The organism is candidate division KSB1 bacterium (assembly GCA_034521575.1).
In the GTDB taxonomy this organism is placed as follows: domain Bacteria; phylum Zhuqueibacterota; class Zhuqueibacteria; order Residuimicrobiales; family Krinioviventaceae; genus JAXHMJ01.
Genome location: JAXHMJ010000005.1, coordinates 2,010,293 through 2,036,088, shown reverse-complemented (window position 1 = coordinate 2,036,088; position 25,796 = coordinate 2,010,293). Strand labels below are relative to the sequence as shown.

Below are 25,796 nucleotides of genomic sequence, written 5' to 3'. Positions count from 1 at the left end.
ATATAGTATCCGGAATGATTTAAACCTATTTGTATGCAGGAAATATGACATAAAATGTTGATCCCTTGTTGACCTGGCTTTCCACTTCAATATATCCTTGGTGGTCTTCTGCTATTTTCTTTGCGATACTCAATCCGAGTCCGGTGCCGCTGATTTTTTGTTCCACCGCGTTTTCCGCGCGGTAAAACTCGTCAAAAATTTTATTCTTCGTTTCCGGTGTGAATCCGATGCCGCTATCTTTGATCCTGACGTTGACATGCTCGGGATCAGAATCCAGCCGGATGTCTACGTTGCCGTTCTCAGGTGTATATTTGACAGCGTTACTCACCAAATTGGCGAATAAACGATCAAGATCCTGTTTGTTTCCCCGAACCGGCGGGGTGTCTTCCGGTAGTGAGGTCTTTAACGTGATGGATTTTTCATCGGCTTTGGAACGATAAAAATCAATGACTTGGGTCAAAACTTCCTGCAGCTGTACGGGCTCCATTTCTTTGGAGATATTGCGTTGTTCCACCCGCGACAGGTCCAGCAGGTCATTGATCAAATCCGAGAGCGCTTTGGCGCGGTTGCGGGATTTCTGCACGATATCCCGTTCTTTTTCCGGATCGTTTCCTGCAATACCCTCCAGGATCAAATCGAGATAACCCTGGATGGCATTCAGCGGCGCTTTGAGTTCATGCGAAACATGTGAAACAAAATCGGATTTCATCTGCTCCACCTGTTTTTCGCGTGTGATATCGAATAAAACCGTGACCGTACCGATACAGGCCTGGTTTTCATCCTGGATCGGTGTAATACTGGCTTGCAGCACCCGGCCGTCCGGCGTGTCAAATTCCTTTTGCAGCGTTTTCAGACTGGACTTTACAGTTTCAAGAATCTCGTTGATGGTCTTTGTCAGATCGGGCATGGTCAGGATATCCTGCACCGTTTGTCCGATAATCTTTTGCCGTTTTAACCTGAGCATTTTAATGGCAGCCGGGTTCATGAGAACCACCTGCTTTTGGCGGTTGGTGGCGATGACACCTTCATGCATGGAATTGATAATGGTCAGGGTGCGGGCGCGTTCATTGCTGATCTCGAGTAAATTTTCGTCCCGTTCTTTTCGCAGGCGCTCGACTTGTTGGAGATGTTCCGCCTGTTTGAGACCGCGTTCCACGCGGGTTGACAGTTCATCCGGATCAAACGGTTTGGCGATATAATCAAATGCGCCTTTCCGCCCGGCATCAATGGCGCTCTCAATGGAGGCATAACCGGTGATCACAATGGAAACCGTCCGGGAATCCATTTTTTGAAGCTCATCCAGCACCTGCATGCCGTCCATTTCCGGCATCATAATATCCGTCAGCACCAGATCGTAATCGTTTTTACGGATCAGTTCCAGACCGCTTTTACCGTTATCCGCCAGATCAACATGATAGCCATCTGCTTCCAGTATTTGCTGACATCCGGACCGAATGACCTCCTCGTCATCGATGACAAGTATGTGTCCTGATTGATTCATTTGCTTTTTAGCAGCTGTTTTACCCGGTTCACCAGTTCCGCCGGTTTTAGCGGTTTTTCGGCAAAATCATCCACTTTCATCCAGTCTTTGCCTTCGGGAAAGTTGATGTTTACGCCTGTTTTTCGGGGCGCTGATGTGAGCATGAGAATGGGCATGTCGCGCAGCTTTTCATCGTCGCGGATTGCATACGCGATATTGAATCCGGAATCCAGATCCTCGATCATCAGGTCCACAATTGCCAGGTCGAATTTTTGCCCGCGGAGTTTCTGCAGGGCTTCCTCGGATGTTGATGCGGACTCGGTTTCATAGCCTGAAGCGCCGAGTACACGGGTATTAATGTCGATAAAATCCGCATCATCATCAACAATCAGTATTTTTTGTGCCATAAAAGTCACCATTTCTTGTGAATGATCATTTTAAGGGGTTGCGGAAATCCGTTTTATCCCGGCTGAGGTTTTCTGTGTCTGCATGGCAAGGGGCAGTGTAATTGTAAACCGGGTTCCCTTGCCCAGCCGGCTGTTCACTTTGATCTCGCCGCCATGTTTTTGGATCGTGCCGTAGGCCATGGCCAGCCCCAGTCCTGTACCCTTGCCCACCGGTTTTGTTGTAAAAAACGGATCAAAGATTTTTTCACGGGTTTCCCGGGACATGCCGGGACCCGTATCGGCTATAGAAACAGAGGCGAACGCGTTGTTTGTATTATCGGTGCCGAGGATTAATGTGCCCTCGCCGTTCATCGCTTCGGCTGCGTTTAGTATGATATTCAGCAGAACCTGCTGAATCTGAAGCTTGTCTACATACACAGCAATCGGTTTGCCGTATTGCTTGACAAGTTTGATATTCTTAAAAAGTGAGGGTTCTTTGATCAGAACCAGGGTTTTTTCGATAATTTCATTGAGGTCCGCCCGCGATTTGTCCAGCTGCCGCTGGCGGGAAAAATCGAGCAGTCCTCTTACGATTTTTCGGCAGCGTTCCGCTTCTTTGACCACCCATTGCACCGATTTTTCCTCTTCTTCGTGCTCGAGTTTTTTGAGCAGAATATTGGAATACAGAAGGATACCGCCCAGTGGATTGTTCAATTCATGTGCAACGCCGGCGGCGAGACGCCCCACCGAGGCCATTTTTTCCGCCTGCACCAGCTGTTCCTGAGCCTGTTTCAGGGAGTTGAGTGATTTTTTCAGTTCATCATTGGAATCAGAGAGTTCTTCCTGAATGGATTCCAGCTGTTCCACCATGTAGGGCAGGCACATTTCCGCTTCGGCCAGACCCTGGCAGACCGCTTTTGCCTTTGCGCGGCAGGACGCGTAGCCGCAGGCGCCGCAGTTCAGTTCGTCTTCCGGGTGGCGTTTGCCGGTTTTCAGCAGTACGTTGCGGATTTCCGCTTCGCTGGGCTCGCGCATGGTAATCTCTTCAAAATTAAACGCGCGCCGCAGGTTAATGTCCGCGTAGAGCTGCCGGTCGCGTCGGGCCCGGGACCGCAGGGCTGCGGAACTGCGGCGTTTCACGTATTTTGTGATGCGGTCATGATGTACATAGACTGAATCTTCGTTCGGCATCACGGGACCGTTAATACAGCCTCTGCAAAACAGCAGGTCCAGGAAATGCGCTTCGATCTGGCCTTCGCCGGCTTTATCCAATACATCGATCACCCGCTCACGGCCTTCACTGACCACGATGTCATTATCCAGGACATCGCAAGTTTCCCCGGCGCATTTCAAGAGACCGCCGGAAACCGGGAAAATCCTGCCCAGATCAGCGCGCGGACCGTCAAAATCCGATTTTTCCAATGTTTCGGGATTGATTTTATGTTCTAAAAACAGGGTGTTCAATTCCCGGTAGGTGAGAACTTGATCAATCACGCCTTTGACATTATTGTCCAGCATTTCTTTTTTTTTGGCGATACAGGGCCCGATAAATACCGTTTTGGCGCCCGGAAAATATCGATATTTGACGGCTCGCCCCATGGCAATCATGGGTGATACGATCGGCGCCAGAACCATATTGAGATGCGCGTAATATTTTTCAATAAAATTGACCATAGCCGGGCAGGGGGAGGCGATAATGGCCGGCATGACATCGGAATGGATGAGTTTTTTATATTCTTCAACAACCAGATCCGCCCCGAAAGCCACTTCCAGCACCTGGGAAAATCCAAGGGCGCGAAGGCCCGTGATGACCTGTTCCGGCTCTGCGGAAAAGGCGGCCGGAAATGACGGCGCCAGGAGCGCAAAGACGGGATCGGACTGTTCGAGCAAATCCCGGGTATGAGTTGTACCATCGCGGATTTGCTTGGCCTGCTGCGGGCAGACTTTGACGCAGTTTCCGCAGGCAATACAACGATTGATCAGCACCCGCGCCTGTCCGTCTTCTACTTTGATGGCGCGCGCAGGACACTGCCGCACGCAGGAATAGCATCGTTTGCACTTTGTTTCAATGGTCAGGACGATCGGTTCCATGTTCTCAGCCCTGCTTCCGGTTTTTTGTTTTTTTTAACGTAACGGTATCGTAAGCGGGGGAATGTCCAGACGTCTGGAAGACTGGCTTTGGCGTGGAAAAAGGAGAAGAGTTGTGGGCAGCATCCGTTACCATTCAAAGATAGCGGAGTGAATTGAAAAAAGCAAGGATAATTATTGCTTTAGATAAATTTATTCAGGTCTTTAGCGGTTTCCGGATTGAACGATGGCCCGGTTTGATCAATTTTTAACTTGCATTTTATTGATTATGTTTATATATTTTATGTCTTTGTGAATTCTAATTAGAAAATAGAGGAGCAGAACATTGAAAACATATTCACCTAAACCCAAGGATGTCGAACGCAAGTGGTATGTGATTGACGCGGAAGATTTGGCGCTGGGCCGCCTGGCTTGTAAAGTGGCTCACATAGTCCGCGGCAAGCATAAACCCATGTGGGCTCCCCATGCTGATGTGGGTGATTATGTCATTATTGTGAATGCTGATAAAGTAAAGCTCACGGGTCGCAAAGCGCAGGACAAGGTGTACTATCACCACTCGGGGTATCCGGGCGGTATAAAAGCCACACCCATCTGGCGCATGCAGGAAAGAAAACCGGAGTTTGTGGTTCAGAAAGCAATACGTGGCATGTTACCGCGCAACCGGCTGGGACGCAAGCTGTTGAAACACGCAAAAATTTACAAAGGTGAGGCGCATCCGCATACGGCTCAGCAGCCCGAACCTTTAACTCTGTAAACAAAGGAGCAAGCATGAAGGGTCATTTTTTCTACGCCACAGGACGGCGTAAAAATGCCATAGCCCGTGTGTATTTGAAACCGGGTGACGGTAAATTCACCATCAACAACCGGGAAGCGCTTGAATATATCAGCCGAGATACCCTGCAGATGGTTGTGGAACAACCTCTGGAAGTGACGGAGATGAAGGGTAAAGTTGATATCGAAGCCCATGTCAATGGCGGCGGTCTTTCCGGTCAATCCGGTGCGCTGTTATTGGGTATTGCGCGCGCGCTGGTTCAAAGTGATGAAGAATTAAAGTCCGTCCTGCGCAAGAACGGATTTTTGACGCGTGATCCGCGAATGGTTGAACGTAAAAAATACGGACAGCCGGGTGCGCGTAAAAAGTTCCAGTTCTCCAAACGATAAGAAAAAAAATCACACACATTCTTCCGGGTTGGGGTGCCTGTTTCGGTGCATACACATATGGGAGAATGGAGGATTAACCCCAAACAAAGAGGTCAACACCTATGAACGATATCAAACTGCAAGAATTATTGGTTGCAGGATGCCATTTCGGTCATTTGACGCGACGCTGGAATCCAAAGATGAAGCCCTATATCTTTATGCAGCGAAATGGTATCCATATTATTGATTTGAAAAAATCACGCGCTCTTCTCCTTGAGGCGTGTGAAGAAGCCCGGCGCATTGCCCGCAATGGTGAAGAGATTTTGCTGGTCGGCACCAAAAAGCAGGCTCAGGATATCATCCGCCTGGAAGCGGAGCGTTGCGGTATGCCTTATGTGATCGAAAGATGGCTGGGTGGTACACTCACCAATTTTATTACCATCAAACGCAGTGTCAAACGTCTGAAAAATCTGGAAAAACTTGCCACAGACGGAACCTATGACAAAATCCAGAAAAAAGAAATCCTTCAGGTTGAACGCGAAAAAGAAAAACTGAACCGCGACCTTGGCGGTATCCGGGATATGAACCATCTGCCCGGCGCTGTTTTTGTCGTGGACACCAAAAAAGAGGCGATTGCCGTACGCGAGGCCAAACGCCTGAACATTCCGATTATCGGCATTATTGATACCAATTCCGATCCCGACGATATCGATTTCCCGATCCCCAGCAATGATGATGCCTTCAAAGCGATCAATCTGGTGACACACGCCATTGCCGATGCCATTCTCGAAGGAAAATCTGTAAAACAACAGGAACAAGCCACTGAAGAAGCGGTTCAGATGGAAGAGAAAAGCAGCGCTTCTTCCGAATGAAAATGAGGTTAACCAAGAAAGATAAGGAGAATCAATAGATGGGTGTCTCTGCAGCTGATGTAAAAACATTAAGGGATAAAACAGGCGCCGGCATGATGGACTGCAAACAGGCGCTAAAAGAGACAAACGGTGATATTGAGGCCGCGATCGATCATCTGCGCAAAAAAGGTATGCAAAAGGTCGAGAAAAAATCCGGCCGCGCCACAGAGCAGGGAATCGTTTATTCTTATATACATCCGGGAAATCGTCTTGGCGTCCTGGTGGAAATCGCCTGTGAAACGGATTTTGTCGCCCGTACCGATGATTTTATACAGATGGCCAAAGATGTTGCCATGCACATTGCCGCAAGCCGGCCCAAAGCCATTGCTCGTGAAGAGGTCAAGCAGGAAAATATTGATCACGAGATGGATATTTACAGAGCCCAGGCGCGCGAGCAGGGCAAACCGGAACATGTGATTGAAAAGATGATCACCGGCAAACTGAATAAATATTACGAAGAAAACTGTCTCCTGGAACAACCGTTTGTCAAAGACCCTGACAAGACGGTTCAGGAATATTTAAAAGAAACCATAGCCAAACTCGGGGAAAATATGCTGATTCGGCGATTTGCCCGGTTTGAAATTGGCGAAGAATAATTCACAGAGCAAAGCTCCGGCTTTGCTCTTTTTTTATATCTGAACGATATATTCCCAATACTTATGACTGATAAAAAGTTGACTTGTAAACGCATCCTGCTTAAAATTTCCGGCGAAGCTCTGATGGGCAATCACAAACGTTTGGGCATTGATCCGGATACGGTCAATCAAATTTCTCAGGAGATCAGTGAAGTTGCACATATGGGCGTGGAAATCGGGATTGTTGTCGGTGGCGGGAATATTTTCCGGGGCCTGTCAGCCAGCGCCCGCGGTATGGACCGGGTGACCGCGGACTATATGGGCATGCTGGCGACGTGTATCAACTCTCTGGCGCTTCAGGATTATCTGGAACGCTATGATCTGCAAACCCGGGTGTTGACTGCAATTAAAATGGAAGAGCTGGCCGAACCGTTTATCCGCCGGCGCGCGATGAACCATCTGAGCAAGGGCCGCGTGGTTATATTCGGCGGAGGCACGGGAAATCCGTATTTCACCACGGATACAGCCGCTACCCTGCGCGCCATAGAGATCGAAGCGGACGCCATCCTCAAAGCAACCAAAGTGGACGGTGTTTATGACAAAGACCCGGAAATACATTCGGATGCTGTGATGTTTAAAGAATTGAACTATATGCAGGTGATTCGCCGGCAATTGCGCGTTATGGATACAACGGCTATCACGTTGTGTATGGAAAATGAACTGCCCATAGTTGTGTTCAAGTTGATGGAAAAGGATAATTTGAAACGGGTTGTTTTGGGAGAGAATCTTGGAACCAAAGTAAATGGTGAGTCTTATGATTGAAACGATTAGAAAAGATTCAAAACAGCGTATGGAAAAAGCAGTGGATGTGGTGAGTCAGGAATTTACCAAGCTGCGCACCGGCAAAGCCACACCCGCCCTGCTCGACGGCATTAAAATCGATTATTACGGACAAAGCACACCGCTCAAGCAGGTGGCCAATGTCAGCGCGCCGGAACCCCGGCTTTTGGTGATTCAGCCCTGGGACAAAAGCATGCTGGGCGAGATTGAAAAAACGATTATGAAATCCGATCTCGGACTCAATCCCACCAATGACGGGATCGTCATTCGAATTCCAATCCCTCAGCTGACTGAAGAGCGACGCAAGGATCTGGTCAAGGTCGCCAAGAAAATTGCCGAAGACGGCAAGGTGGCGATCCGAAACATCAGACGCGATGCCAATGAAAAGCTGAAAAAAGCTGAAAAAAGCTCGGACATTTCTGAAGATGATATGCACACTGGTCAGGAAAAAGTGCAGGAACTGACGGATGAGACGATCAAAAAGATCGACGAAATGCTGGAGCACAAAGAAAAAGAGATCATGACCGTCTGAGTTGCAGTCTGTAACAATTTTTGTATTTGTCCTCCCCGGTCCGGCCGGGGAAAGGCGTTTTCCCTGCCTTTGAGCCGAATTTTATTCGGCTCTTTTTGTTTCTGGGTGCTGCCATTGCCTTTTCTGCTGCTGTAAACCGGGGGGACCTGCTGGTCATCGTATTCGAACAGGGTGTTTATACGGTTACGGGAGCCGGGTTATTACGTATAGTTGTTGATACCAATAAGAAACAAACAAGTTGGCGCATAGCTGATCGAATCACAATCTTGAATACCGGGGGATACTCTTAGCCGCAAAGCTACGGTGGTTGAAATCGAGTGTGAAGACCTGAAAAATTCAATATTGAGAAAACTTTGAACAAAGATTCGACCCCAATAGGGTGATAAAGGTGGGTAACCTGGTAAATGGGCGATGATGGTGTAGGATATAGATTGTCCATTTTTTCGACAAGTAATGATAAACTTGCAGCTTCCTTGAAGAATGTTTATATTACAAAGCCCGGTGCTGTAGCACCAGGCTTTGTTGTTAGAAGGCCGGGCAAACAACAATTTTACCCTTACCGATTGTTTGTCCGGTTTTTTGTGGTGATAAACGGTTTCATACGTTACCTCATGAATAACATTTTACGTGTGGCGACACGATCCTGGTAACGGATTTGATAAAGATACATACCGGACGCAACCTGATTTCCATAGTCATCTTTTCCATGCCAGGAAACGGAATGCTGCCCCGCTTCTACGGTTCTGTTTAACAAGGTGGATACTTTGCGCCCCTGAATGTCATATATATCAATGACCACCTGATCCGCTTCCGGGATGTTGTAAGTGATATGGGTCTCGGGATTGAAGGGATTGGGATAGTTTTGACTCAATGCAAAGCACGATGGAACTGTTTTACTGTTAATCGTCGTGTCCTTTGACCCATATTTACCAATCTTGGAATTTCCCTCTATTACATACAAAAGGTCTTCTTCCCATAGTTCATAGGTGTCTGAATAAGAATAACCCTCAATATTGTTCTTTTCCACATGTTTGATCAGCTTTATCAAACATTTGTGTGCTTCTTTATACCGGCCCGACCATTGCAGAAGCGATACCTCGAAATCCAGAAATTCACGAAAATGATCATCTGCTTTAATAAACGGCTTTACATCGTACAACAGCGCCAGGGCGTCGTTGAGCAGCCGGTCATAATCAGACTTTATAGGGTTCGATTCCGCCAGCGCAAGCTGCAATTGATAGTCCTGAATTTTCTCATCAATTTCCGCTAGCATCGCAATCTCGGCATTGTACTGAAGGGCTTTTTTCTGCTCAGATGATAGATTTTTATAATTTAAGCTGTTTTTATAAAAATCTTTTCCCTTATTACTTTTATCCCGAATAATTACTTTTATCTGTTGTTTCAATCCCAGTTTATCCTCGGGATCTTCTTTTGACAATTGATACAGTTCCAATATCCGGGTCGACGTGTTGCTGTCATACTCATTGGAAGCAATGAGGTTGATCAGTTCCATCATTCGTTTTTCCAAACGGGTGAATGCCGTATTCACACAGTCCGGTCGATTTTCCGATGCCACCTGTTTGGGAATGATCTGATATTCAGGCCTGTAGAATTGATTTGCAGATCTCTTTTGTAAACCGGGATGCATCCCTACAATTTCCGTATAGGTCTGAGGCTCATCTTTAAAAGGGCTCCAGCTCACATTACCCTGAAAACGAGCATTCCCGCCTTCCGGCCCATTCTCTGTACCCCAGAAATTATCAACAGCATTCACAGAGGAAGCGCTCGCATTATAAATATAATATCCCAGGTCATCGTCAAAAATATCCGACAGTCCGCCGTAACTTGATTGATACACATGGCTGCCAAAATAATTTTCAACCTTGATTTCTGCTTCACCGCCATTGTTAAAGATCAAGTTGTTGCCGGGCGTGCTTCCATAGCCGAGATAGAGGTCTCCTTTAACACCTATACCGTGACCCTCATTGCCATAAATATAATTATTTGTAAAATAACCGGGTGTATAGTAACCCAGCTTGCCGGAAAGAATGCGAATTCCCTGCCCTCCATTGGCGGTAATGGTACTGTTTTTAATACCGGCCCAGCATTGAGTTGCATAAACACCGATATCAGAATTTCCGGTGACCAGGCACTTGTCCAGAACAAACTGATTCACATTTCCAGAAGCATAAAATCCGCGCACGCCATTCATGAACGTACAATTTTCAAAACAGTTGCCTGTGCCGTTCACCACATGGACGTTCCAGGTGCCGCCATTAAAGACACAGTACTCAAACGAGTTGTTATTGCCGCTGAGCTCAACCTGGTCCCAGGCATAGTCTGCGTTCAAGCGATAAAAGCGTATGGGCTCTTCAAGGGTTCCCTCGGCCACAAGTCTGGCATCGGATGCCATGGATCATTTCACATCCGGCGCCAATAAGATGATAGACCCGGGCGCGATGCTCAAGGTACAGCCGGAAACCGTTATGTCCTGTACAATTTTACAGGAATGCAATGTGGTGTTGGTGTAAATATTCTGAGTTACGATATCAAATGGATAAATGGGTGTTGCCGGATTTATCAAACCAAGATCGTTGCCAAGTTCGATATCATACGCTTTAATGACCTGCGCGGGTACAAAATTCGCATCCACATCATAAGGAACCAATTCCGCCAATAAAGCGGCTTTGACCTCCGACGCTCCGATGCCAAGAGGGTGCGCGCAGGATTGATAATCCAATGACACATATTGCATATGTTCCACATAATCAGAATAAAAATCAGCATTATTCACAGCGATAAAATCACAGAGATTACCCGTTTCTTCAGAAGCGTACGAAAATTTCACTGAACTTTTGGCAAGATCAAATACATAAGGATTAACGACATATGACACATTGTCAGTAAGGCTATAATACACATCAAAATAATCCCGTGCCATGGTTGGGGGATCGCATAGATTGTCATCCACGGAATGAGAGTATTGATATCCATAATCAACGGTCGGCTTTTCCACCATATTAAAGACACCAAACGGATTATCATAAATTGGTAGTGTGTTGTCTGATATAGCCTGAGAGGGATTCGCTACATTACAACCAGGCAAGTAGAATGAAACACCATTATAAGGCCATTCCTTTGTAAAACTACCCTCTAAGGTTATCGTTCGCGGCAATAAACTGACAGCAGCGGTTAGATTATTACTATTACTCGCCCCACCACCACTCATAAAGTTAATGATAGCAGCAACCGGCCCTAATGCAGGTATCCAACTCGCCTTATTAATAGTACTTAAATTAGTTAATATTTGCGTCCACCATGTTTGACCGGAAATACCCTTTGCCCATTTGAGTATATCTGACATTTCATCTTGGGCATCTGATAAGGTTTTCCATTCTTTAGAAATATCTGTATAATACTTTTTTCCGGTCTCAAGGGTTTTTGTTAATGCTGTAACCAATCCGTTGTTCGTTTGAGGCCTTACATCCAGTTGACTATTCTCTATATTAACCGCACTTGAACCAGCCAGCTCCACTTTGAATTCTGAAAACAAGTCAATATCGATACGAACCTTTACTTCATTTGTATAAATTTCAGGATCATACCCTGAAACCGGAAAATCAAAATAATTCCAATGCTCCGGGTAAAACTTGCTGATAACATAAAGCTCTTCAACTTTATCCTGAGTAGAATTATCATTCAGGTAACCAGCTTGCTCCAATTGAGAGAGTTCAAAAATAGGGCTATAACCATCAATAAATTGTATTGTTCCAGTCGCATAAGAAACCCCTTCACCCTGTGGTATACCCCAATAAATCAATCTCAATAACCCAATGTACTTGTTATAGAGAATAAAATATGGCCAGGGAGCATCCCTGGTTTCTGTGCCAAAATCACGGAGCAAAAGTTCCCAACCATCTGCTGGATAAATATCTTTATATCCATTATCAAGAAAGACTTCATAAATGGCATGACCGCCATTACTCCAAGGCATTGAGATATCATCATAATCACCTGCCTGACAATACAAATCCACCGTCATACTGTTGTCCGAGTACCAATCCCAATCCGGGTCTCGCATGGGATCATTCGGAGACATCATGATTTGATTGGAGGAATTTGTATGGGTCAGTCCGATCGAAGTAAACAGAAAAAATATACAACACATATACCACTGGATTTTTGTCAACATTTTTATCCCCTTTTTATTTCTGAGTTCAATTAATACTATTTTATAATTACAATTTTAAATGTATCATCAAGTACAAACATCGGCACCTTTTCGAGACTAAAGCCATAATAGTGTATACTCGTATTTTTATCAAAGTGTTTGTTTTTCAGGCTTTGGTTCTCAAATCTAATCAAATCAAGCTTGCTATGAATTTTTTGATTGGATGAATTGTAAAAATGAACCCAATTAGGCTGACTGTCGATTTCAATATCATTCTTATAAGCCCACTCGAGAAAATATGCTTCATGCCCATAACCTCCTTCCCTGTACAGGAAATGTACAGCACGTTTTGTGATCATTTGTTTAATCACATCGAGTTTCTGGTCGCCATAATAAATCTCGAACTGACAGTCCGCCTGTTTGAGCTGTTCCGAAATGCTTTGCGTGCGGCCGATGCCGGTGAACAGCACACAGGCGCAAAACAAACAGAATACAAATATGCTGCGGTTCAACATAAGGGTCTCCTTTCTAAAACGGGTTATTTTGTTTGAAACGGGTCAAAGAATCATGTTTTCATATGACCCTCCCTGTTTATTGATGATGTTTGTTTTTGGATCAGAAATTTCATAGCCGGTATCCCCGCTTTTTATTCTATGACGTTTACCCCGGGAAAAAACCCGCTCAGATTGTGAAATCATTTTTTTAGACGCTTTAATCCGCCCATATCCCGGATCAACCCCGGCTGCCGGCCTTGACAGGAACGGAATTCAAGAGAGCTCGTTTGCAACCATGCATCACCGGAATCGGTTCACATTTGGATTCAAAATATCGGACGACTGAGTGACTGCAATATCAAAAGGATGCAAGCACTAAAAAATGAACTATTACTTGCTTTGTTTTGACAAAAAAAGGGCACAAAACCCCTATCAGAATAGCTGACAGATCCTTCTTTTAATGAACCCGTAGAATAGTACATAAAAAATATTTCATTGTCAATAAAATATTTGAAATCCGGGATAATGTTATTATCGTTTACTGTTCTGGCTGTCAGATTAACCAATTCACCTATGGCGCCCTCCGGGGACGAATGGATCAAGAGCTGATCCTGGCGTTGCACAAAAGTGCACAACGCGGAAAAGAACCTGTGACGCTGTCACTCAATCCGGAAGAGGTAGAGTAAGGCGATTGATTTCCTGTTTGTTTACTTGCAAGGGGCTATCTTGCCACTCTGACCGGTCTTGGGCCTGGTTCAATTCTATGGACTCTGTTGCCGAGCTGATGGCGGGTTGCGGGGCTTTCCGGCTGATCCGGTGTATTGAATAGAACACAGATGACGCGGATTTTCACAGATTAAATCGTGAGGCTGACGGTGTATCATGAGCTAACGGTCGATTTGCGATTTTAACTCGTAAAGATGAATTTCAAATTTCTATTCAACCATTTCCATGGTTCCGGTTCTGCCTGTCCAGTCGGGAGGGTTTTATCGATTTACCGAACCAGCATCATTTTCCGAACCTGCAGCGCATCTCCGGCCATCAACTGAACAAAATAAACACCGGAGGCGTGTTCCTGAGCATTCCAGTTGACCTGATACGCTCCGGTCGACCGGCTGTCATCCACTAGCGTGGCGACGATTTGTCCTTGCAGGTTGATCACGCGCAGCTGTACATGCGCTGGTTCTGAAAGGGTGTAGCGGATGGTGGTTTCCGGATTGAACGGATTGGGATAGTTTTGCAGCAACGAACAGTGCATCGGTGTGCCGGCCGGGGTTTCAACGCTCATGCTCACCGGGTCGCCGACGCGCGCGTAACTGACGCCGTCGTACCAGGTGCGCGCTGTGTTGCCCTGACGCTGGTGGGTCGTGCCGGTGGCCACGCCATAGTCATCTACAAACACGCTGATGGTATCGTTTTTATCAAGGCGCACGCGTCCCAGCCAGGCCTGATACAGATAGGTGTTGCCGTCATCTGTGAAGCGAAGCGACTGCACATAATCGCCGGACTCGACCTGCTGACAGGCCATGTGTCGATAGATCTGCATATGATCCCCGGACAGTCCGGCTTTGATGCGCCAGTCCGCATCCGGATTGGCCCAGAAATTCACCCACAGCTCATAGCTGCCGGAATCCGGCACGACAATATCGGTTTTCAGCGCCGGAGCGTCTTCCCCGTCGAGTTCGGACGACGTGAGCACCGATCCCTGATTGCCGAATCCGGTGCGTTCATGCCAGCGGCTGTCCGCTTCGCCCTTGTCCATTGTGGGACCGGTGGTGCGCAGACCGTCGCCGTCCGCGAATGTGGTGTTGTATCCGGCGCCGTCCACATAGTGCTTGACGCCCCGCACCAGCGAGTCGCGTTCGATGATCCCCACCACAGCAGCATCAAAGCTCTGGGCGGCATTGTAGGCGCCGCGCCACCACAGCAGCGCGGTATTGTGTTGATTCCAGGCCGGCACAATGGGGCGCAGATTATCACACGTCGAGTTTTGAGTGACCGCCGACCAGGACCAGGTCTGCCCCCCATCCTCCGAGACGCCTTTAAAGATTTCATGGACACCCAGATCGGAATCATCGCGTGGATCGAACGGTGTCGAGATGTAAATGATGCTGGGATCGTGCGGATGCAGCGCGCCCAGTCCGGTGTAATCCTGTTCGCTGCCGTACAGCTTGGCGCCGGCCTTGCCCAGATAGGTCCAGGACCACTCGGTGCCGTTGTAGCGGCAATAGAAAAACCGGTGATCCCTTTCATTGTCATCGGCGCGTGCCTTGATCAGGGCGGCAATGCGGCCGTCCTCATAGACCTGGAGATCATGATTCCAGCACCGGGTCATGGTGACGCCGTTGACCTTGGTATCGGCGGTGTAAACCGGTGTGTATTCCGCCGGTTTGGGCGCGGATTTGTCGGATATATCCTCATCCATCAACGTGCCGTCTGATTTAAACGTCTGACCGCCCTGAATGTATCCGTGATAGATGCTGGTGTTATAATCGCGAGGATGATGTTCCGTGGCGATAAAATCGATGCGGTCCACGCCGTTGCTGCTGTATTTGAAATAACCATTCACATAACCGATGCTCTCATCCGGTTCGGTCACCAGTCCGCCGTACGACCAGGTCGCCGCCGTATCGGTTGATACCATCATATTCGGACTGCGGGCGTAGCTGCGCACAATGTTGTAAACCTTGTTTTCAGCTGACAGGTAGAACAAATTGGCATAGGTGGTGGAAAAATCCGTGCCGCCCGGAATGTCGCGCCAGTCGAACCGGTTTTCAGAGCTCCAGTCCGTGCCATCATAAATCCGGTAGCGGCTGTACTCGTCATAGTGCTGCGAATACATGGCCAGGTAGGAGCCGTCAGGCAGCACCAAAAAGGCCGGGGCGTTGTGATCGTCACAATAGGCGTCCATGAACAGACTGCGCTCGGACAATCCGGTGGATAAATCGTGAATCACGCCTTCGATGTGTCCGTCCCGGGATGACCCACCGACGCCGTCGCCGCTGGCATTCGATCCGAGGATGAGTTTGTCGTGGGCGATGTCAATGACCGCGCGTTCGTCCTGGTACCAGCACCAGGCGCCGTTATCGTTAAACTGGATGAGATTGCCGTCCACCCGGTCATGCTCTGGCTGTGCCGGGGCGCGGCTGAACAGGATGATGAGCGTCACGAGCAGAACTTTGTACAGGGATTGATATGACATAGTTACCTTTAATTTAAACGTTCATTATTAATTGTATTTATACTTTCGGAACGCTTGTCTTGCGTTATTTTATTTGCATGTTGTCCATCAGCCGGACAATCTCATACTCCATCTCTCCGGGTGTTTCGCTTTGCATGGCGCCGATCATTTGTTTAAAGCTGGCTTTTATCGTGAATAGGCTTGAACGGTCTCGATAAACGCGCGAATATTATCGTTGCTGACCTGGGGCGGCATTCCGCCGCCGCAGGATAAAATAATTCGCGATGTGTCCTGTAAAGAGTCTAAAAGCGCCCGGGTTTCGCTTTTTACGATCTGTTTATCGCCGGAGGCCAGTACGTCGCGCGGCGGCAGATTGCCGAGCAGCGTCACCCGGTTATTTGTTAATTCTTTTAACTCGTTCAGTGGTACATCATATCCCATATTAAACAGATTGACTCCCATGTCCGTGAGCAGGGGAGCGGAGACGCGGGAAGGCGCGTCGTTGTGTAAAAAGCGCACAGAACCGCCCAGACCGTACAATGCTTTAAAGTAAGGTAAACCGAACCGTTTGAATTCCTCGTGTCCTATAAATCCGATAATATCATCCAGGAGGAAAATGCCGTCAATGGACGGAAAAGTCTGCATCTGCAAGTCCAGCCAGTTTTTCAAAAAGGAGGTAATTTTCTGCATCAGAGATTCGGCGTGTTCCGGCTGCATCATCATGGTGGTTAATAATTCAGTTGAGCCCATGAGATAACTGGCAATGTTCAATGGCCCGCGCGCTACGGCAAAACGGATGGTGTGCCCGGCGTCATGGATCTGCGGCTGCAGTCGTTTCAGTCGATTGAGCATGAACGGCAGCAGTCCGTCGGTTCTCGGATCGGGTTCCGGAAGGTTTGCGATGTCTTCCACAGAGCGCAGAACTTTATGCGCGTGCGGGAATTCATTCGCCGGAAACACACAGCGCGCTCCGAATGCCGAGGGCTCGGTGCACATGCCGTATTCCGACCAGAATCCCGGAAAAAACATCACCTCCGGAAAGGTTCGTACCACCTCGAGATTGGCATTCAGCCATGTCTCATCGCTGCTGAAATAATCAATAATCGTGTTTCCGCTCCATCCGGGCAGCCACGGACTGTCAATAATGAATCCCGTGGGTAGCGGTTTTACGGATTTTCCGTCAAGAACCTGTAAAAGCATGTTCCATTGTTGATCTGTCATTGAAAAATCTCTCTGTTTGCTGAACTCTGATCGATTGTGCGTTCGAGTGTTTCTACGTTTCTACCTGACATTGCAGTTGTTGTTCTGCACAGTCAGGATAGATGTTTGTATCAGATGTTGTATGAAACATGAGAACTGAACCGGTTCAGTTGATTGTCCTAAAAAAAGATCAGATAGGACGCGTCAATAGAGCCGTTTTGACGAATCGTACCGATCCTCTGTTCCGCTGTCGTCTCTGAATCGGACAAGAGTTGTTATAGGTTCATTCTATCTGTTGCTGTACAATCGAACAATGTACCCGTGCATCATAACAAACTTGTATATGAAAATAATAAAATAAATGAGAATTGCAACAGTTGTTTTTAATATTTTTTATAAACCTGAATAGTTTTATAAACACTCGAGAACAAATTAACAACCCGGCTGTGCGACAAAGGAAAGGAGCAGAATCGGTTAAAGACCGCTGTTGTTCCGGATCGTGTCGGGGGTCCATCCCGGCACACGGCATAAACAGATAATCCACCTCGCATTCAACACCCAAGCCGCAGTCCAACTGCTTTTTTTCAGACGAGTACCGCTCAATGATAGCGTCTGCCAGCTGACGGACGCTATCGGTTCTGAGAGAGATTGTAGGATGAGAGCGATAATTCTAATCTCTTTGCTTCACACCACCGACTGCTGGATTTGCATTCTGCCCTGATGTCTTGCTTGACTTTATTGAAAAAAATGATCATATTAAATCGGTTCAGTTTTCAATCGAAATGTCATAAAAGAGGTGAGAGATGATAAGGATTATCGGTTTGTTGTTTGCCGTTTTGATAACAGCCTGTGCGGTTACAGAGCAGGACCCGGCAACTTTTACCAATCCCGTGTTGGCGGGATTTTATCCGGATCCGAGCATTTGCCGGGTCGGGGAGGAGTATTACCTGGTCAATTCCAGTTTCAGCTATTTTCCCGGCATTCCGCTGTTTCACAGTCGTGATCTGGTGAACTGGAAACAGCTGGGCAGCGTCATGGAGCGGCCGGAGCAGATGGATTTGAGTGGACTCGGGGTGTCGCGTGGTATTTTCGCGCCGGCCATCAGCTATCATCAGGGCACGTTTTACGTGGTCTGCACCCTGGTGGATGCGGGCGGCAATTTTGTGGTCACTGCAGAGGACCCGGCGGGGGACTGGTCGAATCCCGTCTGGCTGCCGGATATCAATGGCATTGACCCCTCCCTGTTTTTTGATGATGACGGCAAGGCGTATATTATCTACAACAGCGTGGCGCCGGACGATCAGCCATTATACTCCGGGCACCGCACCCTGCGCATGCGCGAGTTTGATCCCGAATCTCTGAAAACCGTCGGGCCGGAGACCATTCTGGTCAACGGCGGCGTGGATATCAGCGAGGAACCGGTGTGGATCGAAGCGCCGCATCTTTACAAGATCAACGGCGCCTATTATCTGATGGCGGCCGAAGGCGGCACCGCTGAAGATCATTCCGAGGTGATTTTTCGCAGTCAGACGGTTCAGGGACCCTATGAGCCTTACGACCACAATCCCATTCTCACCCAGCGGCACCTGGATCCGTCGCGCGACTATCCGGTCACCTGCACCGGTCATGCTGATATGGTGCAGACACCTGCCGGTGACTGGTGGGCCGTGTTCCTGGGCTGCCGGCCATATCCGCCGTTTGAAAAAGGCTATTACAACACCGGCCGCGAAACCTTTATGGCGCCGGTCCAATGGATCGATGGCTGGCCGGTGATTAATCCGGATTATGAAAAAGTGCAATACAGCTATCCACGGCCCGACCTGCCCGAATGGAACGCCGATGCGAGGCCGTACAGCGGCAATTTTATGTTTCGCGACGAGTTTACGGATTCTCTGTTGCACCCCAGTTATCTGTTCCTGCGCACGCCTCATCAGACCTGGCATAGTCTTAACCGACATCCCGGTCAGCTGGCGATGGATTTGCGCCCGGAGACCTGCTCCGGAACCGCCAATCCGAGTTTGATCGCCCATCGGCAGCAACATATGGACTGCAATGCTTCGGTATCGCTGAACTTTACACCGCAGGCGTCGAACGAAAAAGCCGGATTAATCATTTTTCAGAACGAAACGCATTTTTATTATCTCTGTCAATCGATAAAAGACAGCGACATGGTGGTGCAGCTGTTTCAATCCGATCCCGAATCATCGTCCGGAATGAAACTTTTGCAATCCGCTGCGCTGCCGGAGGACGTGCAGAGACAAAATCTGCTGCTGCGCATCGGCACGCATGAGAATTCCTATTCGTTCTCCTGGGCCGCAGACGCCGACAAACCGGACTGGACTCTGCTCAAAGACAGAGTGGATGCCTCGTTTCTCAGCACTCAAGTCGCGGGCGGATTCGTTGGGGCGGTGTTCGGCATGTACACCACCTCTCTGGGCGAGACGGTTCAGAACGAGGCAATCTATGACTGGTTTGAGTATAGCGGTAATGATCCGGTGTTTCATTGATGTCTAACAGAATATAGAGTTTAAAAACAAAGGACCTTCATCATGGTACGGTTACGGCTTTTTATCCTGATTGTTTTTTTCGCTATCACGCAATTACCGGCCGGACCGCATTTGCGCGAACCGGGTGATTTTCGCTTTCATGTCCGACACGAATACACCTGGCCCTACGCGCCCCGGATGCCGGGTGACGCCACTCCGCGCTTTGGCGGTATGATCATCGAACTGGCGCCGGGTGAATTTCTTGTTGCCGGCAGCGGCATTGTCATTACCTTTAACTCTCAGACAGAGGGCGTCCGGGCGGGAATCGGAAAAATGGAAGAAGGTGAATTCCGGGACGGCCGATGGGTGCGCGGCCGGCGTATGAACGGCGATCAAAGTCACCAGGGGCGGCATATGCATTTGAGCGGACAGACTTGCAGTATTCAGCGGGTGAAACTGTACGAGTATAAATAAAATTGCGACCAGGGGGCGATAGATTTTCCGGGATGCCAGAAAGACGGGTGTCACGGAATATTTTAAATATGAAAATCGTTAAACGTTATATCCGACATAACATAATTCTTTTTCAACCAGCCCACGGGGAACCGGGAATCTGATCTTTTGTTTCCAGACTTTGAATCGAATCACATCTGCGAATCATTTACGTTTGTTTTTGCCGGAACTATCACATTTCAAAATTAACTGATTAACAAAAGGGAGGCCATTATGAAGATATTTTGCAGATGGGTGATCAGTATTGTTTTGCTGCTGACCAGTCCAGTTTTGGCGCAGCGGCTGCAGTATGATTACGGAGACGCTCCGGATTCGCCGTATCCCACAGTTTTACGCCACAGCGGCGCCCGGCATGCTGTTAACCGGGAGGTGTTTCTGGGAAAAACCATAGATGCAGAGGAGGACGGCCAGCCGTCGCCCAAAGCATTGGGCGATGACAACAAGGGTGATGATGAGGACGGCGTCAGTTTCGGGACCCTGGTTCCCGGACAGGTTGTCGCGGTACGCATTTCAGCCTCAACAGCGGGTGTGGTGAATATTTGGCTGGATATCGACCGCAACGGTGACTGGAAAGACGACTATGATCATGTTCTGAACAATGTGGGTGTCAGCAAGGGGTCCAATACGCGGTATTTCAATTTACCGCAATCCGCAGAATGGGGATACACGTTTGCGCGTGTGCGTTATTCGCTCAAAGGCGGAGAAAGCTATACTGGTGATTCACCCAATGGAGAGGTGGAGGACTATTATGTCGAGATTGAAGAACTCGAGCAGGCTCTGGATTTCGGAGACGCACCGGATCAGCCGTATCCGACGCTGTTAAAGAGCGACGGCGCGCGGCATCGTATCAATCCGGATGTGTTTTTGGGATCCAGGATTGATGATGAACGCGATGGGCAGCCGAACGCGAATGCGGACGGCGATGACAATGCCGGCAGCGATGATGAAGACGGTGTCAGTCTGCCGTCGAGTATTCACCCGGGACAAACAGTGAATATTTCAGTCAGCGCGTCCACCAACGGGTTTTTGAATGCCTGGGTGGATTTTAACGGCGACGGCGACTGGACGGATTCCGGAGAGCAGATTTTCAATGATGCGGGGCTGAACAGCGGTAATAACAATCTGTCATTTACCGCCCGGGATGACAGCAAACCCGGAAAAACTTGTGCCCGGTTTCGTTTTTCTCTCAAAGGAGGTGAGAGTTTCAAAGGCGAAGCGTCCAACGGAGAAGTGGAAGACTATCAGATTGAAATTTACGAGCCGGAAGAGGGAGATTACGATTTTGGCGATGCACCCGACGAACCGTATCCCACCTTTCTGGCGAATAATGGCGCGCGTCACCTGATCATCGAGCGCATGTTCCTGGGGTCCCATATTGACGGTGATCCGGACGGTCAGCCCACCGCGGCAGCGGATGGTGATGATATGGATGCCACGGATGATGAAGACGGGATTCGTTTTGTCACAGCGCTCATTCCAGGCAGTACGGCCAAGATCGAAGTCATTGCGTCGCAGGACGGCATTTTGAACGCCTGGCTGGATTTTAATCACGACGGCGACTGGTCTGATGCCGGAGAACAGATAATTGCCAACACCCCGGTCATGCATGGTATACAGACCCTGTCGTTCATGGTGCCTGCGGACGCCAAACCGGTTCGTACGTATGCTCGTTTTCGATATTCTAAAGAACGCGGATTGTCCTTTACCGGCGCGGCAAAGTCCGGAGAAGTGGAGGATTATCACGTCGCCATCAGCGAATCTGAGCAATTTGACTGGGGAGACGCCCCGGACCAACCCTATCCGACCCTGCAGGCGAATAACGGAGCCTTTCACCGGGTGGTGGAAGAGTGGTTTCTGGGCTCCGGAATTGATGCCGAAGCCGACGGTCAGCCGACGCTGTTGGCGCACGGAGATGACGCAAACGGCAGCGATGACGAGGATGGGGTGGCCTTTCCGGTGATGACGCCGGGAAACACTGTTCAGATTAAAGTGCTGGCTTCGCGCCGCGGTATTTTAAACGCCTGGATGGACTTTGACGGGGACGGCAGCTGGGCGGATGCGGGAGATCAGATTGCACAGGATGTGCTGTTTGGTTCCGGATCGAATCTGATACCGGTTGATATCCCGCTGAATGCCACATCGGATTCCACCTGTGCGCGTTTCCGGTTCAGCAGCAGTCGTCAACTGGGATTCACAGGCGGCGCGCCGGACGGAGAAGTTGAGGATTATAGGGTGCAATTCCCGCACGAACAGCTGCATTGGGATTTCGGCGATCTCCCGGATTCCCTGTATCGTACCTCGCTCGCCCTGGACGGCGCCCGGCACCGGATGGACACCACGCTGTATCTGGGAGCCCGTATTGATACGGAACCGGATGGTCAGCCGTCAGCCGATGCCACCGGGGATGACAATGGCGGCAATGATGATGAAGACGGCATCGGCTTTATGACCCCCTGGCTGCCGGGTCAGTATACCACTATCAAGGCGGAGGTTTCGGGAAACGGTATTCTGAATGCCTGGGTGGACTGGAATCACAATCAGGAATGGGATACCGCCATCGAGCACGCAATCTCGAACCGGCCGGTGTCCTCTGGCACGAACCATTTCAGTTTCAGGGTTCCCTTGACGGCGCTGCCGGGTGAAACCGGTGTGCGTTTCCGACTGACCAGCTATCGTGCCGTATTTCCCTGGGGAGCGGCGCGCGACGGAGAGGTTGAAGACTATATCATCGGGGTTTCCGAGGAAGAGCCGCGCATGGATTTCGGCGATGCCCCGGACAAACCGTTCCCGACGCTGCTCAAGCACAACGGCGCCCGGCATGTCATCGACACTACGTTGTTTTTCGGCAGTCGCCTGGATGCCGAGCCGGACGGCCTGCCGGATGCGGCGGCACTGGGAGATGACAATGACCATACCGATGATGAGGACGGCATCAGTTTCAATGCGCCGTTGATACCGGGGACGATAAACGAGGTCACTGTCACGGTGTCTATGGACGCTATTGTCACGGCCTGGGTGGATTTTAACGGCAATGGTCTGTGGACTGATCCTCTGGAGCATATTCTGGTGGATGAGCCCGTGCCGCAGGGTACGCAAACCCTGCAGTTTCCCGTGCCGTTGCAGGCGGCTTCTGATTTGGGTTACGCCCGCTTCAGGGTCAGTCGAACCCACGGACTGTCTTTTTACGGACCGGCGCGGGAAGGCGAGGTTGAAGACTTGACAGTCAGAATCGATGAACCGGATCCGGAGACGAATACGGATTTTGGCGATGCGCCGGAGCAACCGTATCCGACCACACTGGCGCAGAACGGCGCCCGCCACGGGGTGTCCGGCCGTTTGTTTCTGGGGGCGCTGATCGATGCTGAAGCGGACGGTCAGCCGGACCTGCATGCGCTGGGAGATGACAACGGCAGTCTGGACGATGAAGACGGTGTGCGGTTCACTACAGCTCTGTTGACCGGGCATAACACTGAACTCAAAGTCATCGCATCGGACAGCGCCTTTCTCAACGGCTGGATTGATTTCAACGCAAACGGCGACTGGTCTGATACCCTTGATCATGTGGTTGTCAATCACAGTGTGCAGCCCGGTGTTAATTATATCACGATTGCCATTCCCGCGGATGCCACGACAGATTCGACGTACGCGCGCTTCCGTCTCAGTTATGAGCGCGGTATCGGCTTTACCGGTTATGTTGAAAATGGCGAGGTTGAGGATTACCAAATTGTGTTTCAGGCGGCAGAAAGCAAATTAGATTTCGGCGATGCCCCGGACGAACCGTATCCCACGTTAAAAGCGCATTCCGGCGCCTGTCATGTGGTGGATTACCGCTGCTATCTGGGTAAGGATATTGATCCCGACGTTGACGGCATGCCGGATGTTAATGCACAGGGCGATGATACATTTGACAGTCAGGACGACGAAGACGGCATCCGCTTTCCCGCAGCGCTGGTGCCGGGTGACACCTCTGAAGTGATGGTGACCGCCTCGATTTCGGCCTATCTGAATGCCTGGATCGATTACAATCAGGACGGTGACTGGGCGGACGCCGGTGAACATGTGATTGTGGAGCATCTGACCAGTGCTGGCACGCAGCATATCCCGTTTATCCTGCCTGCTAACGCCGCGGCCGGGTCTACCTATGCACGATTTCGCCTGTGCAGTGATCAGGGTCTGACCTACAAAGGCGCGGCCCGCAACGGCGAAGTAGAGGATGAACGCATCCTGATTCATTCACTGGTTGATCCGGAGACCGGCGCCACCCAGATCATACCTGTTGATGAGGGTACAAACACATTATCTTTCCATGTATTGCCCGGTCACCCCGGCGATACACTGGATCTGTCCGCAGATTCCTTTTTGATGTGTTTGTGGAATTAGACGTGCCGGAGGGTGATGAGGAGGTTATGCCTGTCAGGCAATCTCTTGCCAATACTCGGCCAAATTCTCCCGTTATCATGCTGAAAAACGGAGCCGGTCAGGTCTATCTGCCGGAGTATGGGATCGATGAGATTCAAAGAATCAATCCCGTACAGGGCTATCAGCTATTGTCAAAACGCAACGGTCAATTTCAGATCACCGGTACTCCTCTGGATCCAACCCTGCCCGTCAATGTCGGCAAACCGGACAGCAATTCCATATTCGGTCCCGGCGGCTGGGGTATTTTTAGTCCCGGCGGCTGGGGTGTGTCACCGGATGTTATTGATCCGTCCATGCGTTTGCTGCTCAGCGGTTTATTTAAATGCATGCCGACGCGCAGAATGGAAGGGATTCTTCCCGGGGATTGGGGACTGATCGGATTTCTGCCCAATCAACCGGTTCCTGTTGAAGAAGCCCTGGCCGGTTTGGCTGACAAAATCTGGGCGATGAAAAACAGCAGCGGGCAGCTCTGGATCCCGGATATGGGCATCAATGAAATCGGTATGATGCGTCCGGGAGAAGCCTATTGGGTGTGCGTGGGCGATACCGGTTCGTTTGAATTCCCGGCCGGCAGGCTGGGTAAACGCGCATTTGCTTCAGACAGTGTTTATTACAGTTCGGTGTTCTATACCGGTGAAAATGCCACCGTCATCATCCCGGCCGCGATTCATCCCTGCGATGCGGCAGGTGAAGAACTGCAAACCGGTGACGAAATTGCTGTGTTCAATACCGGTGGAGTTTGCTGCGGTTCCGAGGTCTGGAATGAAAGCAATGCCGCTTTGACCGTGTGGGGAGACAATCCCATGACCGATGAAACAGACGGTATGCTGTCCGGGGATACACTGATTTTCAGGATCTATGACAAGAGTCGCGGTGTGGAAATGCAGGCTCTGGCTGAATTTGAATCTCCCGGTCAACCGGTGTATGCGGCAAATTCCCTGTCTGTGTTAACAGAATCTGCAGGGGGCGCTCCTGTAGGAGTCGGGCAGAATGCAGAACTCCCGGATGGATTTAGATGTTATGCGAATTATCCGAATCCGTTTAATCCGGAAACAGTGATCCAATATGATTTGGCGCGATCGTCAAAGGTTAGTCTGGCGATCTATAATCTCCTGGGTCAACATGTGCGCACCCTGGTTTCCGGACCAATGCCGGCCGGTTCGCACCGGATCGTCTGGGACAGCCGCAATCAATTCGGCAGGCGTGTGGCCAGCGGTGTCTATCTTTACAGAATCACCGTCAAAGAAACATCAGGCGGAAAAATCTGTTTGGATGAAACGCATAAAATGTTGCACATTCGATAAAATATTACTATACTTTCGTGCTGCTGCCTGTATGGCTGCAGCACGAAAATTGATGTCTTTAATGTACCGGTTGCTG

The 25,796-nt window shown here is 49.4% G+C and carries 18 protein-coding genes; 10 read left to right on the top strand and 8 right to left on the bottom strand.

The features are described from left to right. Positions 1 to 25: 25 nt before the first annotated feature. Genes U5R06_22055 through U5R06_22045 form a run of 3 tightly spaced genes read right to left on the bottom strand, consistent with a single transcriptional unit; the run spans position 26 to position 3,957 of the window. Positions 26 to 1,501 carry a response regulator gene (locus U5R06_22055; GenBank protein ID MDZ7725428.1) on the bottom strand — a complete coding sequence of 492 codons (1,476 nt, stop codon included), beginning with the start codon at positions 1,499 to 1,501 and terminating at the stop codon, positions 26 to 28. Next, positions 1,498 to 1,887, bottom strand: a complete 390-nt coding sequence (locus tag U5R06_22050) for a response regulator (GenBank protein MDZ7725427.1) — start codon at positions 1,885 to 1,887, stop codon at positions 1,498 to 1,500. The genes U5R06_22055 and U5R06_22050 overlap by 4 nt, the downstream gene beginning before the upstream one ends. Positions 1,888 to 1,917: 30 nt before the next feature. Then, the gene (locus tag U5R06_22045) at positions 1,918 to 3,957 is read right to left on the bottom strand and encodes a [Fe-Fe] hydrogenase large subunit C-terminal domain-containing protein (protein ID MDZ7725426.1); all 2,040 of its coding nucleotides are present in this window, start codon (positions 3,955 to 3,957) and stop codon (positions 1,918 to 1,920) included. Positions 3,958 to 4,279: 322 nt separating this feature from the next. On the opposite strand from U5R06_22045, the gene rplM reads away from it, so the two are divergent. The 6 genes from rplM (at position 4,280) to frr (ending at position 7,952) form a co-directional block, all read left to right on the top strand. Continuing rightward, a complete protein-coding gene (gene rplM / locus U5R06_22040; protein ID MDZ7725425.1) occupies positions 4,280 to 4,708 on the top strand; it encodes a 50S ribosomal protein L13 in 429 nt (142 codons plus the stop codon). 14 nt (positions 4,709 to 4,722) lie between these two features. Next, the gene (rpsI, locus tag U5R06_22035; protein ID MDZ7725424.1) at positions 4,723 to 5,115 is read left to right on the top strand and encodes a 30S ribosomal protein S9; all 393 of its coding nucleotides are present in this window, start codon (positions 4,723 to 4,725) and stop codon (positions 5,113 to 5,115) included. A gap of 101 nt (positions 5,116 to 5,216) precedes the next feature. Continuing rightward, the gene (rpsB, locus tag U5R06_22030; protein ID MDZ7725423.1) at positions 5,217 to 5,966 is read left to right on the top strand and encodes a 30S ribosomal protein S2; all 750 of its coding nucleotides are present in this window, start codon (positions 5,217 to 5,219) and stop codon (positions 5,964 to 5,966) included. A 38-nt stretch (positions 5,967 to 6,004) separates the two neighbouring features. Next, the gene (gene tsf, locus U5R06_22025; GenBank protein MDZ7725422.1) at positions 6,005 to 6,601 is read left to right on the top strand and encodes a translation elongation factor Ts; all 597 of its coding nucleotides are present in this window, start codon (positions 6,005 to 6,007) and stop codon (positions 6,599 to 6,601) included. A gap of 63 nt (positions 6,602 to 6,664) precedes the next feature. Continuing rightward, positions 6,665 to 7,402: a UMP kinase gene (pyrH, locus tag U5R06_22020; protein ID MDZ7725421.1), complete on the top strand. Its 738-nt coding sequence runs from the start codon at positions 6,665 to 6,667 to the stop codon at positions 7,400 to 7,402. Then, entirely contained in the window at positions 7,395 to 7,952 is a 558-nt protein-coding gene (gene frr, locus U5R06_22015; GenBank protein MDZ7725420.1) for a ribosome recycling factor, read from the top strand. Before pyrH ends, frr begins: the two co-directional genes overlap by 8 nt. A 604-nt stretch (positions 7,953 to 8,556) precedes the next feature. Here the strand turns inward: frr and U5R06_22010 are convergent. The 5 genes from U5R06_22010 to U5R06_21990 form a co-directional block, all read right to left on the bottom strand. Continuing rightward, positions 8,557 to 10,365 carry a FlgD immunoglobulin-like domain containing protein gene (locus tag U5R06_22010; GenBank protein MDZ7725419.1) on the bottom strand — a complete coding sequence of 603 codons (1,809 nt, stop codon included), beginning with the start codon at positions 10,363 to 10,365 and terminating at the stop codon, positions 8,557 to 8,559. Positions 10,366 to 10,368: 3 nt separating this feature from the next. Continuing rightward, positions 10,369 to 12,144 (bottom strand): hypothetical protein, encoded by a 1,776-nt coding sequence (locus tag U5R06_22005; protein MDZ7725418.1) that lies wholly within the window; start codon positions 12,142 to 12,144, stop codon positions 10,369 to 10,371. Between the two features lie 35 nt (positions 12,145 to 12,179). Next, positions 12,180 to 12,638: a hypothetical protein gene (locus U5R06_22000; GenBank protein MDZ7725417.1), complete on the bottom strand. Its 459-nt coding sequence runs from the start codon at positions 12,636 to 12,638 to the stop codon at positions 12,180 to 12,182. Between the two features lie 973 nt (positions 12,639 to 13,611). Continuing rightward, positions 13,612 to 15,819, bottom strand: coding sequence for a T9SS type A sorting domain-containing protein (locus U5R06_21995; protein MDZ7725416.1), 2,208 nt, complete (start codon positions 15,817 to 15,819; stop codon positions 13,612 to 13,614). A 165-nt stretch (positions 15,820 to 15,984) separates the two neighbouring features. After that, positions 15,985 to 17,019 carry a uroporphyrinogen decarboxylase family protein gene (locus U5R06_21990; protein MDZ7725415.1) on the bottom strand — a complete coding sequence of 345 codons (1,035 nt, stop codon included), beginning with the start codon at positions 17,017 to 17,019 and terminating at the stop codon, positions 15,985 to 15,987. Positions 17,020 to 17,801: 782 nt separating this feature from the next. Here U5R06_21990 and U5R06_21985 point away from each other — a divergent pair. The 4 genes from U5R06_21985 to U5R06_21970 all read left to right on the top strand — a co-directional run bounded on the left by U5R06_21985 (position 17,802) and on the right by U5R06_21970 (position 25,720). Next, entirely contained in the window at positions 17,802 to 19,505 is a 1,704-nt protein-coding gene (locus tag U5R06_21985; GenBank protein ID MDZ7725414.1) for a glycoside hydrolase family 43 protein, read from the top strand. A gap of 42 nt (positions 19,506 to 19,547) precedes the next feature. After that, positions 19,548 to 19,958, top strand: a complete 411-nt coding sequence (locus U5R06_21980; protein ID MDZ7725413.1) for a DUF5597 domain-containing protein — start codon at positions 19,548 to 19,550, stop codon at positions 19,956 to 19,958. A gap of 252 nt (positions 19,959 to 20,210) precedes the next feature. Then, positions 20,211 to 24,377 carry a GEVED domain-containing protein gene (locus U5R06_21975; protein ID MDZ7725412.1) on the top strand — a complete coding sequence of 1,389 codons (4,167 nt, stop codon included), beginning with the start codon at positions 20,211 to 20,213 and terminating at the stop codon, positions 24,375 to 24,377. Between the two features lie 26 nt (positions 24,378 to 24,403). Beyond that, the gene (locus U5R06_21970) at positions 24,404 to 25,720 is read left to right on the top strand and encodes a FlgD immunoglobulin-like domain containing protein (protein ID MDZ7725411.1); all 1,317 of its coding nucleotides are present in this window, start codon (positions 24,404 to 24,406) and stop codon (positions 25,718 to 25,720) included. Positions 25,721 to 25,796 lie beyond the last annotated feature (76 nt).